This is a genomic window from Microbacterium murale (genome assembly GCF_014635185.1).
In the GTDB taxonomy this organism is placed as follows: domain Bacteria; phylum Actinomycetota; class Actinomycetes; order Actinomycetales; family Microbacteriaceae; genus Microbacterium; species Microbacterium murale.
The window spans coordinates 377,364-393,268 of record NZ_BMCM01000001.1; the positions used below are offsets into that span (position 1 = coordinate 377,364).

At 67.0% G+C, this 15,905-nt stretch carries 15 protein-coding genes; 7 read left to right on the forward strand and 8 right to left on the reverse strand.

All coding sequences use genetic code 11. The features are described 5' to 3' along the window. Nucleotides 1-3: 3 nt before the first annotated feature. Nucleotides 4-1,014, reverse strand: coding sequence for a LacI family DNA-binding transcriptional regulator (locus tag IEV67_RS01760; RefSeq protein WP_188434810.1), 1,011 nt, complete (start codon nucleotides 1,012-1,014; stop codon nucleotides 4-6). Nucleotides 1,015-1,097: 83 nt separating this feature from the next. Here IEV67_RS01760 and IEV67_RS01765 point away from each other — a divergent pair, with 83 nt between their 5' ends. From IEV67_RS01765 to IEV67_RS01790, 6 genes are all read left to right on the forward strand, one after another. Beyond that, nucleotides 1,098-2,144, forward strand: coding sequence for a LacI family DNA-binding transcriptional regulator (locus IEV67_RS01765; protein WP_188434811.1), 1,047 nt, complete (start codon nucleotides 1,098-1,100; stop codon nucleotides 2,142-2,144). Between the two features lie 107 nt (nucleotides 2,145-2,251). Then, on the forward strand, nucleotides 2,252-3,589 hold the full coding sequence (locus tag IEV67_RS01770) for an extracellular solute-binding protein (RefSeq protein WP_188434812.1): 1,338 nt from the start codon (nucleotides 2,252-2,254) through the stop codon (nucleotides 3,587-3,589). Beyond that, nucleotides 3,586-4,554 carry a carbohydrate ABC transporter permease gene (locus tag IEV67_RS01775; protein ID WP_188434813.1) on the forward strand — a complete coding sequence of 323 codons (969 nt, stop codon included), beginning with the start codon at nucleotides 3,586-3,588 and terminating at the stop codon, nucleotides 4,552-4,554. Before IEV67_RS01770 ends, IEV67_RS01775 begins: the two co-directional genes overlap by 4 nt. Next, entirely contained in the window at nucleotides 4,554-5,462 is a 909-nt protein-coding gene (locus IEV67_RS01780) for a carbohydrate ABC transporter permease (RefSeq protein ID WP_188434814.1), read from the forward strand. Before IEV67_RS01775 ends, IEV67_RS01780 begins: the two co-directional genes overlap by 1 nt. Before the next feature lie 42 nt (nucleotides 5,463-5,504). Beyond that, complete coding sequence (gene arfA / locus IEV67_RS01785) at nucleotides 5,505-7,040, forward strand: arabinosylfuranosidase ArfA (RefSeq protein WP_188434815.1); 1,536 nt, start codon at nucleotides 5,505-5,507, stop codon at nucleotides 7,038-7,040. Nucleotides 7,041-7,121: 81 nt separating this feature from the next. Then, entirely contained in the window at nucleotides 7,122-8,276 is a 1,155-nt protein-coding gene (locus IEV67_RS01790) for an AI-2E family transporter (protein WP_188434816.1), read from the forward strand. 16 nt (nucleotides 8,277-8,292) lie between these two features. On the opposite strand, the gene IEV67_RS01795 is transcribed toward IEV67_RS01790, so the two are convergent. The 7 genes from IEV67_RS01795 to IEV67_RS01825 form a co-directional block, all read right to left on the reverse strand. Further along, nucleotides 8,293-9,477 carry a thiolase family protein gene (locus tag IEV67_RS01795; protein ID WP_188434817.1) on the reverse strand — a complete coding sequence of 395 codons (1,185 nt, stop codon included), beginning with the start codon at nucleotides 9,475-9,477 and terminating at the stop codon, nucleotides 8,293-8,295. A gap of 28 nt (nucleotides 9,478-9,505) precedes the next feature. Next, nucleotides 9,506-10,696, reverse strand: coding sequence for a bifunctional 2-methylcitrate synthase/citrate synthase (locus IEV67_RS01800; RefSeq protein ID WP_188434818.1), 1,191 nt, complete (start codon nucleotides 10,694-10,696; stop codon nucleotides 9,506-9,508). Nucleotides 10,697-10,699: 3 nt separating this feature from the next. Beyond that, entirely contained in the window at nucleotides 10,700-11,602 is a 903-nt protein-coding gene (gene prpB, locus IEV67_RS01805; protein ID WP_188434819.1) for a methylisocitrate lyase, read from the reverse strand. Further along, a complete protein-coding gene (locus tag IEV67_RS01810; protein WP_188434820.1) occupies nucleotides 11,602-13,119 on the reverse strand; it encodes an MmgE/PrpD family protein in 1,518 nt (505 codons plus the stop codon). Before IEV67_RS01810 ends, prpB begins: the two co-directional genes overlap by 1 nt. Continuing rightward, nucleotides 13,116-13,820 (reverse strand): GntR family transcriptional regulator, encoded by a 705-nt coding sequence (locus IEV67_RS01815; RefSeq protein ID WP_188434821.1) that lies wholly within the window; start codon nucleotides 13,818-13,820, stop codon nucleotides 13,116-13,118. The genes IEV67_RS01810 and IEV67_RS01815 overlap by 4 nt, the downstream gene beginning before the upstream one ends. Before the next feature lie 75 nt (nucleotides 13,821-13,895). Then, on the reverse strand, nucleotides 13,896-14,261 hold the full coding sequence (locus IEV67_RS01820) for a VOC family protein (RefSeq protein WP_188434822.1): 366 nt from the start codon (nucleotides 14,259-14,261) through the stop codon (nucleotides 13,896-13,898). A 14-nt stretch (nucleotides 14,262-14,275) separates the two neighbouring features. Further along, nucleotides 14,276-15,331: an EamA family transporter gene (locus tag IEV67_RS01825; RefSeq protein ID WP_188434823.1), complete on the reverse strand. Its 1,056-nt coding sequence runs from the start codon at nucleotides 15,329-15,331 to the stop codon at nucleotides 14,276-14,278. A gap of 39 nt (nucleotides 15,332-15,370) precedes the next feature. Here IEV67_RS01825 and IEV67_RS01830 point away from each other — a divergent pair, with 39 nt between their 5' ends. Further along, nucleotides 15,371-15,901 carry a CGNR zinc finger domain-containing protein gene (locus tag IEV67_RS01830; RefSeq protein WP_188434824.1) on the forward strand — a complete coding sequence of 177 codons (531 nt, stop codon included), beginning with the start codon at nucleotides 15,371-15,373 and terminating at the stop codon, nucleotides 15,899-15,901. Nucleotides 15,902-15,905 lie beyond the last annotated feature (4 nt).

The following is a 15,905-nucleotide window of genomic DNA, read 5'->3' on the forward strand; positions in this document are numbered from 1 at the left end:
CGGTCAGCGCGGCCGGGCTACCGAATCTCGGGCGACGAGGACGGGGGCGATCGGCGCGAGGGCGGATGCCGCGGCATCCGATCCTCCGATCAGCGAGGCAACCGCGCGACGAGCGAGTTCCTCGAAATCCTGGCGCACGGTCGTGAGCCGTGGCCAGTAGTACGCGGCATCGGGGACGTCGTCGAAGCCGACGACGCTGATTTCGTCCGGCACGGCGACGCCCACCTCATGCAGACCGCCGAGTAGCCCCAGCGCCATCTGGTCATTCGCCGCGAACACCGCGGTGACGTCGGACGCGAGCACGGCCCGGGTGGCCTCGTATCCAGAGCGTGCGGTCCAGTCGCCGACCAGCATCAGCGCAGGATCGAGTCCGCGATGAGCCAGCTCGGCCGCGTACCCCTCGGTGCGAGACTCGGCTTCCAGCCAGTCGGCAGGGCCTGAGAGATGCGCGATGCGGGAGTGCCCGGCGTCGGCCAGCGCCCCGACCGCGAGGCGAGCCCCGGCAGCCTGATCGACGGAGAGACCACGGGATCCGTGACCCGCCGAATGCAGGGTGAGCACGGGAACCCCCACCCGCAGAGTGTCGAGAGCGCGAAGGGTGCGAGCGTGCGGGGCGACGACCACGATGCCCTCCACGCCCTGTGCCACGAGGTGTTCGACGGCGGAGATCACGGAGTCGTCATCGCCGGCGTCGGCGAAGGCCGCACTCACCCAGTAGCCCGCAGCACGTGCCGCGTTCTCGATCGCGGCGATGCTACGCGAAGGTCCGTACTGCAGCGCATCGGATGCGAGCACACCGAGAGTGCGCGATCGCCGCGTCCCGAGGGCTCGCGCCGCGTTGTTCATCCGATAGTCGAGTTCGTGCATCGCCTGCAGCACGCGGGTCTTGGTCTCAGGCGCGACATCGGGGTGGTCGTTCAGCACACGCGAGACGGTCTGCCGGGAGACCCCGGCGAGCGCGGCAACGTCACGGACGCCGACGGTGCGTCCGGGCCTCGAGGATACGTCGTTCATCGCCCCGAGTGTACGGCGCGCACGTCGACAGAGGCGCCACTCGCCGCTGCCGGGCCTCTCGCGCACGCCGTTACACTGACCGAATGACAGCGATGCCTCCCCCGCGCGCGACGATGAAGGATGTCGCCGCCCTCGCGGGGGTCTCGCCCAAGACCGTCTCCAACGTCGTCACCCGCACCGTCCCCGTCCGCGAGGAGACCAGGTCGAAGGTCGAAGCGGCAATGCAGCGTCTTGACTTCGTTCCGAACCTCAGCGCCAGGGGCTTGAGGAAGGGGCGCTCCGGGATCATCGCGCTGGCGCTCCCGGATCTCGCGACCGCCTATTCCGCAGAGCTGATGCAGCTGATCGTCGCCGGCGCGCATGATCGCGGGCTCGCTGTGCTGATTGAGGAGACGGCGGCAGAACCGGAGCGCGAGAGTGAACTGCTCGCACGGGCGCGCGCGCACCTCATCGACGGGCTCATCCTGAATCCGATCCGCTTGGAAGACAGCGTGATCCGCTACGCGGGCCGACTGCCACCGCTCGTCGTGATCGGCGAAGTCGAGCAGCATCGCGCCGATCACGTACGCATCGACAGTCGCCTCGCGGCCGCGGACGCCACCCGCCATGTGCTGGCGCGCGGCGCGAGACGCGTCGCGGTGATCGGTGCCGACGGCGACGACTCGATCGCGACCGCGACGAGCCGGCTCCGCTTGGAAGGCGTGCACGACGCCCTGCGCGACGCGGGCATCGTGCCCGATCCCTCGCTCGAGGTCAACCGCCTGCCGTGGGCGATGGCAGGCGGTGCGGATGCCACCCACATCCTGCTCTCCCGCAAGGTGGCATTCGACGCCATCGTGGCGTTCACGGATTCCCTTGCGGTCGGCGTACTGCACGCACTGCACGATCACGGCATCCGCGTTCCAGATGATGTGGTCGTCACCGGATTCGACGATGTCGAGATCTCGGAGTTCTCCTCCCCCGCCCTCACCACGGTCGCGTTGGACCGCGGGGAGTTCGCAGAGGCAACCCTCGATCTGCTCGAGACGAGGATCGACGATCCCACCGCTGCGCCGCGATCCGTGACCGTTGCGCACCGCCTCGTGGAACGCGCGAGCACAGCACGACCTCCCGCCGGCTACCGCCCCTGAGGCAGCCCGCCGATCACCGACCACCGATTTGTCGATGGATGCTTGCGCGGCAGATTACATCGATGTAATGATGTAGGCGCCTACCCCCTGGTCACGAAGGAGTGACGATGACACCCCCGCTCGATCTGTCCCGCAGACAATTCCTCACCGCCAGCTCGCTGGCCGCCGGCGCAGCCCTGCTCGCAGGGTGCGCTCCCGGTCAAGTCAGCGCATCCGACACCCAGACTTTGCAGTTCTGGCACCTTCTGAGCGGCGGTGACGGCGTCACGATGTCGTCGCTGCTCGATGGGGTCAACGATGCACAGGATGCATACCGGATCCGCCCCACGGTGCTCGCCTGGGGGACGCCGTACTACACGAAGCTCGCGATGGCAGGTGCCGGCGGCCGTGCTCCCGACGTCGCGATCATGCATGCCACCCGCGTCAACGGGTGGGCGCCCGGCGGGCTCCTGGACGACTGGGATCTCGACCGGCTCGCCGATCTCGGCGTCGACAAGAGCACCTTCCCCGCTCCGATCTGGGAGAAGGGCTTCGTCGGCGACCGGCTCTTCAGCGTCGCACTCGACGCGCATCCGTTCGTCATGATGTTCAACACCGACGTCTGCGACGCAGCCGGCGTGCTCGACACCGACGGGCGCCTGCAGGAGACGGCATCCCCCGAGGAGTTCCTCGATCAGCTCCGCACCGTCAGCGGCACGGCCGAGGGCCATGCGCTGTCGTACGGCTATCTCGGCGACGGGGCGCAGATGTGGCGGTTGTTCTACGGCCTCTACGCCCAGCACGGACTCGCCATCGAGCTGCCGCTCGGCGGCAAGGCCGTGATCGACAAGGATGCCGCGGTCGAGTCCCTCACGTTCATGCAGACTCTGCTCGACGGCGAGATCGCCGCCGCCCAGAACGACTACGGCTCCGCGATCGCCGAATTCGCCACCGGCAAGAGCGGCATGCTGATGACCGGCGTGTGGGAGCTGCGCACGATGCAGAACGCCGGCATCCCGTTCGACGCGACGATGATCCCCACCCTGTACGGAACCCCGGCCGTGTACGCCGACTCCCACTCGTTCGTGCTCCCCCACCAGACGAACGCCGACGAGACCAAGCGCGAGCTGACGTATCAGTTCGTGGCGGATCTGTTGAAGGGCTCGTTCGGATGGGCGGAGGCCGGGCACATTCCGGCGTTCCTGCCGGTCACCGAATCCGCGGAGTACGCCGATCTGATTCCACAGGCGCACTACGCCGAGGCCGCGGAGCACGTCGTCTACGACCCGACCGCATGGTTCACCGGATCGGGCTCGAGCTTCCAAGAGGATTTCGGTGCCGCCGTGCAGGGAGTGCTGCTCAGCGGAGACGACCCGGCTGCCGCGATCGACCGTTTCGAGGCGCGTGCGAACACCATGCTCGCTCAACCCAACCCGGCTGACCCCGAAGGGAAGTGGAAGCCATGACCACCTCTACCACCGGCTCTGTCGCCGCCTCCGGCGCTGCCACGCGCACGATCGTCACAGGCTCCGCTTCCGGCATCCGCCTCCGTCGCGCCGGGAGCCGCAATCGCGAGCAGCTCATCAGCTGGGCGTTCCTCGCACCGTTCCTCGTCGCATTCGCGCTCTTCCTCATTTGGCCGATCGTGCACGGCATCTATCTCAGCTTCACCGACCAGTCCCTGACCGGCGCCGGTGGCGGATTCGTCGGATTCGCCAACTACGGCGAAGCCCTGACGGACCCGGTGATGTGGCAGTCGATGTGGAACACCGTGTGGTTCACGCTGCTGTCCACCGTCCCCCTCGTCGTGATCGCGCTGCTCATGGCAGCCCTCGTCGACCGCGGCCTGCCCGGTCAGTGGCTCTGGCGGCTGTCGTTCTTCATGCCGTATCTGCTCGCATCCACCGTGATCTCGCAGATCTGGGTGTGGATCTTCAACCCCCAGATCGGCGCGGCGAACAACATCCTCAAGGCCTTCGGTCTCGAGCCGCTCGCCTGGCTGCAGAACCCAGACACGAACATGATCTCGATCGTCATCGCGACGGTGTGGTGGACGGTCGGATTCAACTTCCTGCTCTACCTCGCCGCCATGCAGAACATCCCCTCACAGCAGTATGAGGCGGCGTCGCTCGACGGTGCAGGACCCTGGCGTCAGTTCTGGTCGATCACGCTCCCGCAGCTGGGACCGGCCACCGTGCTCATCCTCATCCTGCAGATCCTCGCCTCGCTGAAGCTGTTCGACCAGGCGTATCAGATGCTCGGCGGCGTGGCGAGCGACACCACCCGTTCGATCGTGCAATACATCTACGAAGCCGGCTTCGTCAACTACCGATTCGGCTACTCGGCCGCGATCTCATACGTGTTCTTCGCCCTCATCGTCATCATCGGCGTCGCGCAGGCCCTGGTCTCGCGTCGTCGGAAGGAGCTGTGATGTCCACCGCCACTCTCTCCCACACCGAGACGATCACGGCACCCGGCGCGCGTCGCCGGCGCCCGCACCTGCCGGGCCAGAAGCCGTTCGGACCGCTGCGCGTCGCCGCATTCGTGGTGCTCGCCCTGCTCGCGATCGGCTGGTTGCTGCCGTTCCTGTGGGCGATCGCCACGGCGTTCAAGACCGAGACGGATGCCGCGTCAGGCGACCCGTCATGGATCGGTGCGACCGGGCCCACTGTCGACGCCTTCGCCGCGATCCTGTCTCAGGGCAACGTCTACACCTGGGCGTTCAACAGCCTGTGGACATCGGCCGCTGTGACCCTCATCACCCTGGCGATCTCAGCGCTGGCCGCATACGCGTTCTCCCGCCTGGACTTCACCGGGCGCAAGTGGCTGTTCGTCGTGGTCATCGCGTCGATCATCGTGCCCCCGCAGGTGCTGATCATCCCGCTGTTCTACCAGATGCTGACCTTCAACATGATCGACACGTACTGGGGATTGATCCTGCCCCAGGTCGTGGTGCCGGCGATGGTCTTCATCCTCAAGAAGTTCTTCGACGCCATCCCGATCGAGCTCGAGGACGCGGCACGCGTCGACGGCGCGAGCAGGTTCCGCATCTTCTGGTCGATCGTCCTGCCGCTGTCGCGTCCGATCCTCGCATCCGTGGCGATCTTCGTGTTCATCGGAGCGTGGAACAACTTCCTCTGGCCGTTCCTGGTCATCAACGACACCACGCTGATGACACTGCCGGTCGGCCTTCAGACCGTGATCAGCGCCTACGGCGTGCAGTATGCGCAGGTCATGGCGCAGGCTGTGCTCGCCGCCCTCCCGCTGATCATCGTGTTCATCATCTTCCAGAAGCAGATCGTCAAGGGCGTCGCGACCAGCGGCTTCGGCGGTCAGTAGTCCCATCCCGCACCGGCATCACCGCCAGAAACAAGGAGAGCAATGTCCCACGCCCGTATCACCATCGACCGCGACTACACGATCGCCGACGTGCCGCGCAGGCTCTTCGGCTCGTTCGTCGAGCACATGGGCCGCTGCGTGTACACCGGCATCTATGAGCCGGGGCATCCCCAAGCCGACGAGCGCGGCTTCCGCAAGGACGTGCTCTCGCTCGTCAAGGAGATGGGGCCGACGGTGATCCGCTACCCCGGCGGCAACTTCGTCTCGGGCTATCTCTGGGAGGACGGGGTCGGCCCTGCGGCAGATCGACCTGTGCGCATCGACGGCGCCTGGCACACGATCGAGACGAACGCGTTCGGTCTGCACGAGTTCGTGGACTGGGCGAAGGAGGCGGACGTCGAGATCATGGAGGCGATCAACCTCGGCACCCGCGGGGTCGAAGAAGCGCGTGCGCTGGTCGAGTACGCGAACCACCCCGGCGGCACCTACTGGTCCGACCTGCGTCGCAAGAACGGCGCAGCCGATCCGTTCGACATCAAGCTGTGGTGCCTGGGCAACGAGCTCGACGGTCCGTGGCAGATCGGCCACAAGACGGCCGCCGAGTACGGCCGCCTCGCACAGGAGACGGCGAAGGCGATGAAACTCGTCGATGACTCGATCGAGCTCGTCGCTGTCGGATCGTCGAACCGCGGCATGCCGACGTTCGGCACCTGGGAGCACACGGTGCTCACGCACGCGTATGACGAGGTCGACTACATCTCGATGCACGCGTACTACCAGGAGCACGACGGCGACGCCGAGTCGTTCCTCGCCGAGGCCGTGGAGATGGACGCCTTCATCGAGGGCGTCGTCGCGACGATCGACGCGGTGAAGGCCGCGGGCAAGCACACCAAGCAGGTCGACATCTCGTTCGACGAGTGGAACGTCTGGTACCAGTCGGGGCTCGACACCGAGGACCAGCCGCACCAGGTGTCGAAGTCGTGGCGCACGCACCCGCGCCTCATCGAGGACACCTACTCGGTGACGGACGCCGTCGTCGTCGGCACCTTCCTCAACAGCCTGCTGCGCCACGGCGACCGGGTGCGCATCGCCAATCAGGCGCAACTCGTCAATGTCATCGCCCCGATCCGCTCCGAAGAGGGTGGGGCGGCCTGGCGGCAGTCGACGTTCTGGCCCTTCGAGCGGATGGCGCGCCTCGCGCGCGGGCAGATCCTGCGCCTCGCCGTGTCGTCGTCGCAGATCAGCACCAAGCGATACGGCGACGTGGATGCCGTCGACGCGGCCGCGACGTGGGACGAGGAGACCGGCCGACTGGTCGTGTTCGTCGCCAACCGCTCGCTGGAGGAGTCGAACGACCTCACTGTCGATCTGCGCGGGCTGGGCAACCTTCGGGTCACGAACGCCGAGACGCTGACGATCCCCGAAGACGGCGACCGATTCACCGCGAATCTCGAGAGCGCGCCCGACTCCGTTCGGATGGTGCCGCTGCCCGGCGCCGAGATCGTCGACGGGGCGGTGCGGGCGAGCCTGCCGCCGCTGTCGTGGTCCGTGATCGAGCTGGAGGTCGCGCGGTCCTGAACCGCTCGTCCAGGTCGCGGTTCTGCCGTTATCCGTGCGGAGTAACGGCGCAACCGCGACCTGGGAGCTAGCCTCGGGTGCATGGGACTGTTCCGAAATGATCCGCAACGGGTGCGACTCGAGTCGCAGGACGTCGAGCTGAAAGCGACTCGCGCGCCGTGGAGCCTCTGGGCAGACGGGTTCGGCAAGCTCGGCATCCGTGCGATTCAGATCATCGTCGTGGTCGCCGTCCTGGCCGGGATCATCTTCGCATTCCAACAGCTCACGCTCGTCACGATCCCGCTGATGATCGCTCTGATCCTCGCCTGTGCCTTCAATCCCGTGATGGGCTGGATGCGGCGTCGCGGTGTGCCGTCGCTGCTGGCGACCGTGATCACCCTGCTCGGGATCGTCGTGATCCTGGGTGCGCTCGGCTGGCTGATCGTGTGGGCCGTTCTCGATCAGTGGGACGATCTCTACTCACAGGCGGAGGAAGGCTTCCAGCATCTGCTCGCCTGGTTGCAGACACTGCCGTTCGACTTCCTGCAGCCCGAGCAGATCGACGAGTGGGTCGATACGCTCACCGAGTTCGTCACGAGCGCACAGTTCGGCTCCGGCGCCATCGCCGGAGTCAGCGCCGTCGCCAGCTTCGTGACCGGCCTCGTGCTGATGGTGACGATCCTGTTCTTCTTCCTGAAGGATGGCCCGCGGATGTGGGAGTTCCTGCTCCGCCCGTTCCGCGGTCAGGGCTATGTTCGAGCTCGCCGGATCGGAGACAAGACCGTCAGCACCCTCGGCTCGTATGTGCGCGGCACCGCCACGGTCGCGGCAGTGGACGCGATCGGCATCCTCATCGGCCTGCTCATCCTGCAGGTTCCTCTCGCCATCCCGCTCGCCGTGCTGGTCTTCCTGCTCGCCTTCATCCCCATCGTCGGAGCGACCGTCGCCGGAATCCTCGCCGCCCTCGTGGCACTGGTGGCCAACGGCTGGGTGAACGCCCTCATCGTGGTCGGCATCGTCGTACTGGTCAACCAATTGGAGGGAAACTTCCTGCAGCCGGTGCTGATGGGACGCTCGATGAAGCTGCACGCCTTCGTCATCCTCGTCGCCCTGACCGTCGGCACGGTGCTGGGTGGCATCGTGGGAGCCATTCTCGCCGTGCCGATCACAGCCGCACTGTGGGGCGTGATCCAGGTGTGGGACGGTCCCCATCTCCCCGCGCGCTGGGCGCGACCGAAGTTGTCCGAGAGCACCTGACCGGAAGGTCTGGACGTCAGAGCCGCTCGATGATCGTCGCGTTCGCCATGCCTCCGCCCTCGCACATGGTCTGCAGGCCGTAGCGGCCACCGGTCGCTTCGAGGTGATCGACGAGCGTTCCGAGCAGACGCGTCCCGGACGAGCCGAGCGCGTGACCGAGCGCGATCGCGCCTCCGCGGGGATTCAGCTTCACAGCATCCGCGTCCAGCTCCGCGGCCCAGGCGAGCGGGACGGAGGCGAACGCCTCGTTCACCTCGTACGCATCGAGATCGGCCATCGTGAGATCGGCGCGCTCGAGGATGCGTCGAGTGGCGGGGATCGGACCGGTGAGCATCATCATCGGATCGTCGCCGACCACGGAGAAGGCGTGGAACCGGGCGCGGGGGCGAAGCCCGAGAGCCTCGGCGCGCTCCGCACTCATAAGCAGGGCGGCGGATGCGCCGTCCGTCAGCGGTGAGGAGTTGCCTGGCGTGATCTGCCATTCCAACTCCGGGAATCGCGCAGCGAGTGCGTCGGTACGGAACGCGGGCTGAAGTCCGGCGAGCTTTTCGGCGGTCGTTCCGGGGCGCACTGTCTCGTCGGCTCGTGCGTCCGGAGCCTCGTCGACCGCGATGACAGTGCCGTCGAAGAACCCGTCCGCCCAGGCCTGGGCTGCGCGCCGGTGCGACTCGGCCGCGTATGCGTCGAGCTCTTCCCGGCCGATTCCCCAGCGCTGCGCGATCAGCTCAGCCGAGACGCCCTGGTTGACCAGGCCGTCGGGGTAGCGGGCGCGCAACCGCGGCGACATCGGCGATCCACCTGCGGCGGACGACCCGAGCGGAACGCGGCTCATCGACTCCACGCCGCCGACCAAGACCGCGTCGTAGGCGCCTGCGATGATCCCCTGGGCCGCGACGTGCACGGCCTGCTGACTGGATCCGCACTGCCGATCGATCGTCGCGCCCGGGATCGTCTCGTCGAATCCCGCTGCGAGCACCGCCTGTCGGGCGATGTTCATCGACTGGTCGCCGACCTGGCTGACGCAGCCGAGGAGCACGTCGTCGATCTGCCTGGACTCCAGGCCGTTGCGCTCAAGGACCTTCTGCAGCGTTCCCGCGGCGAGATCCACAGGATGCACGTCCGACAGCATCCCGCCGGGTTTGCCGCGCCCCACCGGGGTGCGGACGACGTCGACCAGAACCGCTTCGCTGCGCTCCGTCATGATTCTCCCTCGGTGGGTTCCGGGCGGATCAGCCCGCTGCCTCTTCCGGCCGTTCCAGCACGTCGATCGCCGCGGTGTCCGGCTCGTACTCCGCGATATGCCGCTCATCAGGGCCGTTGTACGCCGACAGGGGGCGGATCAGGGCATTGGATGCCTGCTGCTCGAGGATGTGCGCGGTCCAGCCGGAGATGCGCGCGGCGACGAACAGTGGGGTGAAGGTGAGCGTGTCGTAGCCGATCAGGTTGTACGCCGGGCCAGACGGGTAGTCGAGGTTCGGGTAGATGCCCTTCCGCTCGACGAATTCCCTCTCGAGCGTCTCGTACAGCTCCGCCACGTCGGGACGGTCGTAATGCGCGACCAGGGTGTCGAGCGCGGCCTTCATCGTCGGCACTCGCGAGTCGCCACGCTTGTACACGCGGTGGCCGAAGCCCATGATCTTGCGCTTCTCGGCGAGCGCCTTGTCGAGCCATCCCGAGACCTCGGACGCACCGCCGATCTCGTCGAAGATGTGCATCACGGCCTCGTTCGCGCCGCCGTGCAGCGGGCCCTTCAGCGCGCCGATCGCACCGACGACCGCAGAGTACAGATCGCTCAGTGTCGACGTGATCACTCGTGCCGTGAATGTCGACGCGTTGAACGAGTGCTCCGCATACAGGATCATCGAGCGGTTGAACGCGTCGACGACCACAGCATCCGGCTCCTCGCCGAAGGTCAGCCACAGGAAATTCGCCGCATAGTCGAGATCGTCACGCGAGTCGACCGCCTCAAGCCCGCGACGACGACGCTGCCCGTACGACACGATCGCCGGCAGGGCGGCGAACAGCTGCAGGCTGCGCTGCAGATTCTCCTCCGGCGTGCCGACGGCATCCAGAACATTGCTGATGCCGGCAGTCTCGATCGCACCGATCACGCTGACCGCGGTGCGCACCTCGTCCATCGGATGCGAATCCAACGGCAGACGATCGATCGCATCCTTGACCTCGGGGGCGAGTGCGCGATGCGCACGCTCGGTGGCTCGCTGCTCATCCAGTTGTTCGTCAGTGGGCAGCTCGCCATGCCACAGCAGGTACGCGACCGCCTCGAACGACTGCGTCGCCGCCAGCTCCTGCACCGGGTATCCGCGGTAGAGCAGGCTGTTCGTCTCGGGGTTGACCTTGCTGACCGCCGTCTCATCGGCGATGACCCCTGCGAGGCCCTTCTTGATCTCGTTGTCAGCCATTGCTCACTCCTTCGTAACGGTGAAGTTGAAGACGCCGGAGTCGAAGTGGTTGTACGACTCGTAGTCGATGAGGTCGTAGAGGTCGGCGCGGTGCTGCATCTCGCCGAGCTTCGAGGTCAGATGCCCCTCTTCGTTCAGCGTATCGAGTGCACGGCCGGTCGCGCCCATCGCGATCCGCAGCATCGACACCGGCCAGATGACGATGTTCACCCCGACATCCCTCAATTGATCGACGGAGAAGAGGTCGCTCTTGCCGAACTCGGTCATGTTCGCCAGGATCGGCACGTCGACTGCCGCCCTGATCGCGGCGAACTCCTCGAGCGAGCGCATCGCCTCGGGGAAGATCGCATCGGCGCCGGCATTCACCAGCGCCTTGGCCCGGTCCTTCGCAGCCTCGAGTCCGTCGACGGCGGCGATGTCGGTGCGCGCCATGATGAGGAAGTTCTCGTCGCGCCGAGCGTCGGCGGCGGCACGGATGCGCTTGATCGCGGTCTGCTCGTCGACCACGGCCTTGCCGTCGAGGTGACCGCACCGCTTCGGGTTGATCTGATCCTCGATGTGGGCTCCGGCAAGCCCCGCGTCCTCGAGGGTCTGGATCGTGCGGGCGACGTTCATCGGCTCGCCGAAGCCGGTGTCGGCGTCGATGATCGCGGGCAGCTCCGTCATCCGGGCGATCTGCTGACCGCGGCCGGCGACCTCGGTGAGCGTCGTGAGGCCGATGTCGGGCAGGCCGAGGTCGGCGGAGAGCACGGCACCCGAGATGTAGACGCCCTCGAACCCCTTCTGCTCGATCAGCTGCGCGCTCAGCGGGTTGAACGCGCCGGGGAATCGCAGCAGCTCACCGGTCGCGAGCCGCTCGCGGAACAGCCGCCGCTTCTCGGCGGGAGTGGTGGTGGAGTACAGCATCAGAACAGCCCCCTGGTGACGGGCTCGGATGCCACGACACCCGGCTTCGCGATGATCGACAGCTCTGCGACCTCTGCTGCGGTCAGTTCCGGAAGACGCTGCACGAGCGACAGGAACCGTTCGATCTCCTCAGGCGACAGCACCGGTGCAGCCAGCAGGCGGAACTTGGCGATGTAGTTGTCGCGGGCGAACGGGCGGGCACCCAGCGGGTGGGCATCGGCGACGGCGATCTCATCGACCAGCGTCGACCCGTCCTTGAAGAGGATCTCCACACGGCCGCCGAAGGCCTTCTCCGCGATGTCGTTCGAGTGGTAGCGGCGGGTCCACTCGGCGTCCTCGAGGGTCGTCACCTTGTTCCACAGCTCGACGGTGTCCGCTCGCGCGGCCCGTTCCGGCGAGTACGAGTCGACATGGTGCCAGGTGCCGTCCTGCAGCGCCACGGTGAAGATGTACGGGATCGAGTGGTCGAGCGTCTCGCGCGACGCGGTCGGGTCGTACTTCTGCGGGTCGTTCGCACCAGAGCCGATCACGTAATGCGTGTGGTGGCTCGTGTGAAGAACCACAGAAGCAATCGCAGACGTGTCGACGCCTTCGTTGTGCAGTTTGCGAGCGAGGTCGATCCACGCCTGCGCCTGGTACTCGGCCGAGTGCTCCTTCGTGTATGAGTCGAGGATCGCGCGCTTGGCCTCACCCTTGGCAGGCAGCGGCACCTCGTACGCGGCATCCGGGCCGTCCAGCATCCAGGCGATCACGCCGTCTTCACCCTCGTAGATCGGCGACGGGCTGGTCTGGCCGCGCATTGCGCGATCGACGGCCTCGACGGCCATCTTCCCTGCGAAGGCCGGCGCGTGTGCCTTCCACGTCGAGATCTCGCCCTTGCGGCTCTGCCGTGTCGCGGTCGTGGTGTGCAGCGCCTGGCTCACGGCCTGGTAGATCGTCTCCGCGTCGAGGCCGAGAAGTGTGCCGATCCCGGCGGCGGCCGAAGGCCCGAGGTGCGCGACATGGTCGATCTTGTGCTTGTGCAGGCAGATCGCCTTCACCAGGTCGACCTGGATCTCGTATCCCGTCGCGATGCCGCGCACGAGCGCCCGGCCGTCGGCGCCGGTGTGCTGGGCGACCGCGAGGATCGGCGGGATGTTGTCGCCTGGGTGGGAGTATTCGGCAGCGAGGAAGGTGTCGTGGTAGTCGAGTTCACGCACCGCGACGCCGTTCGCCCACGCCGCCCACTCGGGGCTGGTGTGCTTGTCGAGCGGGGCGCCGAACACGGTCGCACCGCTGCCTCCGGTAGAGACCGGGTGGCTGAACGCCTGGTCGCGGGCCGCGATGATCGGGCCCCGGGTGAGGGATGCCGCGGCGACGGAGGCGTTGTCGATGATCCGGTTGATGATCATGTCGACGACGTCCTGCTCGACCTCGACGGCGTCGGTCGCGACCTCGGCGATCTTCCAGGCGAGCTGGCCTTCGCGGGGCAGGTCTTCTTCGCTCTTGTAGACGCGGACGTGGTGGGTGACGGTCATGACTGGCCTCTGTTCTCGGTGTGCTCGGAGTTCTGGGTGATGTCGATGTTCTGGATGCTGTCGAGGATGCTCGTGAGCGCATTGCGCAGATGCACGTGCGTGGCGTGGGCGGCGAGGTCGCCGTCGCGCTCTGCGAGGGCTTCGGCGATGAGCCGGTGCTCGGCGACGGATGCGGCGAGCCGAGCCGGGTTGTCACGAGACAGCCGGCGCACTCGCACGAGGTGCGTGCGCACGGTGCGCAGGGCGGCGGCGATGTAGTCGTTGTCGACCGCGGCATCCACTGCCCGGTCGAAGCGCGCGATGAGCGCGTAGTAGTCGTCGCGGCCCGTCGCCGCGTCGAGGGATGCTCCGGCATCCGCGAACTCCGCGGCAAGGCGTGCGAACAGCTCGGCGTCGCCGCGCACTGCGGCGAGACGGGCGGCCGACTCCTCCAGCGCGCGCCGGATCTCGAAGAGCGATCGGATGTCGTCGGCATCGATGTCCGTCACGACCGTGACCCTCGGCGATTGCTGCTCGACCAGGCCATCGGCGCTGAGCTGCTGCAGCGCCTCGCGCAGCGGGGTGCGACTGACGCCGAGCCTGGCGGCCTGCTCGACTTCGGCCAGGACTGTGCCTGGGGCGAGCTCGCCGGACTGGATCTCATCGAGCAGCGTCGCGTAGGCGCGATCACTGGCTCTGGTTCGCTCGACTGCGGTGCTCACAGAGCTAGTGTATACACAATTCCCGAACTTGCCGCCCTTGTAGTCCGCGCTAGGGGATCAAGGTATACAAACACGTCAGCCGGCGTCGGTCACACCTTCGTATAGTCCGATCGAGTTGCCGTCTGGGTCACTGATCGCCGCCCACCAGCTCGTCTCGCTGATCGGCTGCTTCTCCAGCAGGACCGTCGCGCCGGCCTCGACGGCAGCGGCGATGGTCTCGTCGATCGAATCGACCTCGACGTACGAGCGCGGCTGCGTGAAGTCGGCGCTGCGCGGGGCGAGCCCTCCCCCGCTGATCTTGTTCGGTGCCTGCCACATCGGGTAGTCCTCGAACCCGGGGATCTCCGCGATCTCCCAACCGAACAGCCCCGAGTAGAACGTCTTGGCCCGTTCCATGTCGCCCACAGGGATATCGATGTGGGTGATGTCTCCGTGCGCCATGACGGCGTCCTCTCCTACGAGTGATCCGGGCCCGTGCGAGCACCGGCACGGCCAGTTTCGTCCGGCGCGTCCTGGACTTCAAGAGCATCCACGAACTGTTCACCCGGTGGGGCGAGTGCTGGGTCCCCCGTCTCCGCAGCCGCGGGCTCACCGAGCTTGACGACGACCACTCCCGCGAGCACCAGAGCCGCCCCGAGACCCTGCAGCAGGTTCGGCAACTGACCGAGCAGCAGCCATCCGAAAAGCAGCGCCGCCACAACTTCGGCGAGCGCGATGAACGAGGCCAGCCGCGAGCCGAGCAGCCGCGTCGACACGATCCCGAGCACGTACGCCAGCGCGGTCGCGATGATCCCGATGGCGAGCACCGGCACGAACCACGGGACGGTTCCGAACCGGTAGGTGACGTCATCCGTGTTCCAGGCGATCGGGAGCACGCCGATGAGGCCGGCGACGGTCAGACCGATCGCGCCGACGAAGAGGCCGGACCCGGCGAGCACCAGCGGAGGGAGACCAGTGTCGCTCTTGGCGGACAGGATGAAATAGGTCGCCGCACCCACCATCGCGCCGAACGCCCAAAGCACACCGCCGACGTCGACGATGCGCCCAGAGAGCACATCGAGCATGAGGAAGAGGCCCGCAAACGCGATCAATGCGCCCAGGATGCTGCGACCGGTGGGCTTCTCGCCCCGCCGCAGCCACAGCCAGAGCACGACGGCGATCGGTGCGGTGTACTCGATGAGCAGCGCGAGGCCGACATCCATCACGGCGACCGCCTGGAAGTAGAACAGCTGTGTGGCGGTGACGGCGAGCAGCCCGTACGCCGCGATGATCCCCGCGTTGCGCACGAGCAGCCGCCACCGACCACGCAGCGCGATGACGGTCGGGATGAGCAGCACGAGCGCCGCGACCCAGATCCGCACGGTCACCGCTGCACCCGGCGTCCACCCCGCGTCGATCAGTCCGCGCGCCCAGGCGCCGGACATCCCGAACGCGAACGCCGCACCGATCGCGAGCGGTAGTCCGAGCCGCAAGCCGGATCGGACACGGCTGTCATCTGCCAAAGTACTCATGATCGATGACGCTATCCGCCTCGGTTGTAAGGTGTCAATATGCTCTTCACAGATGACACGGTCGAAGCGCTGCGCGCCGCGGTCCACCTCGCCAACACCGCAGAGGACCCGGACACGCTCGCATCGCGCCACGACTTCGACGAGTTCCTCGCAGCCTTCCCCTACACGGGCCGCATCGACCACGATGCCGATGAGCTGTCAACCCTGCGCAGCCTGCGCCCGCGCCTGCGCAGGATGCTGCTCGCTCCACGTGACGCGATGGTGGAAGAGATCAACGACGCTCTGCGCGACGTGACGTTCGACGCCCACGTCGTCCGCCACGACGGGGCCGACTGGCACCTGCACGCCGTCGCCGACGACCGACCACTCACCGAACGCATCCTCGCCGAAACAGCGATGGCGCTCCTCGACGTCGTTCGCGCAGACGAGAGCAGCCGACTCGCGGTGTGCGCAGACGCGGAGTGCGAGGGGATCGTCCTCGACCTCTCACGCAACCGCTCCCGCCGCTACTGCTCCACGACCTGCACCAATCGCAACGCCGTCGCCGCGTACCGCGCACGCCAGCGGTAGCCGC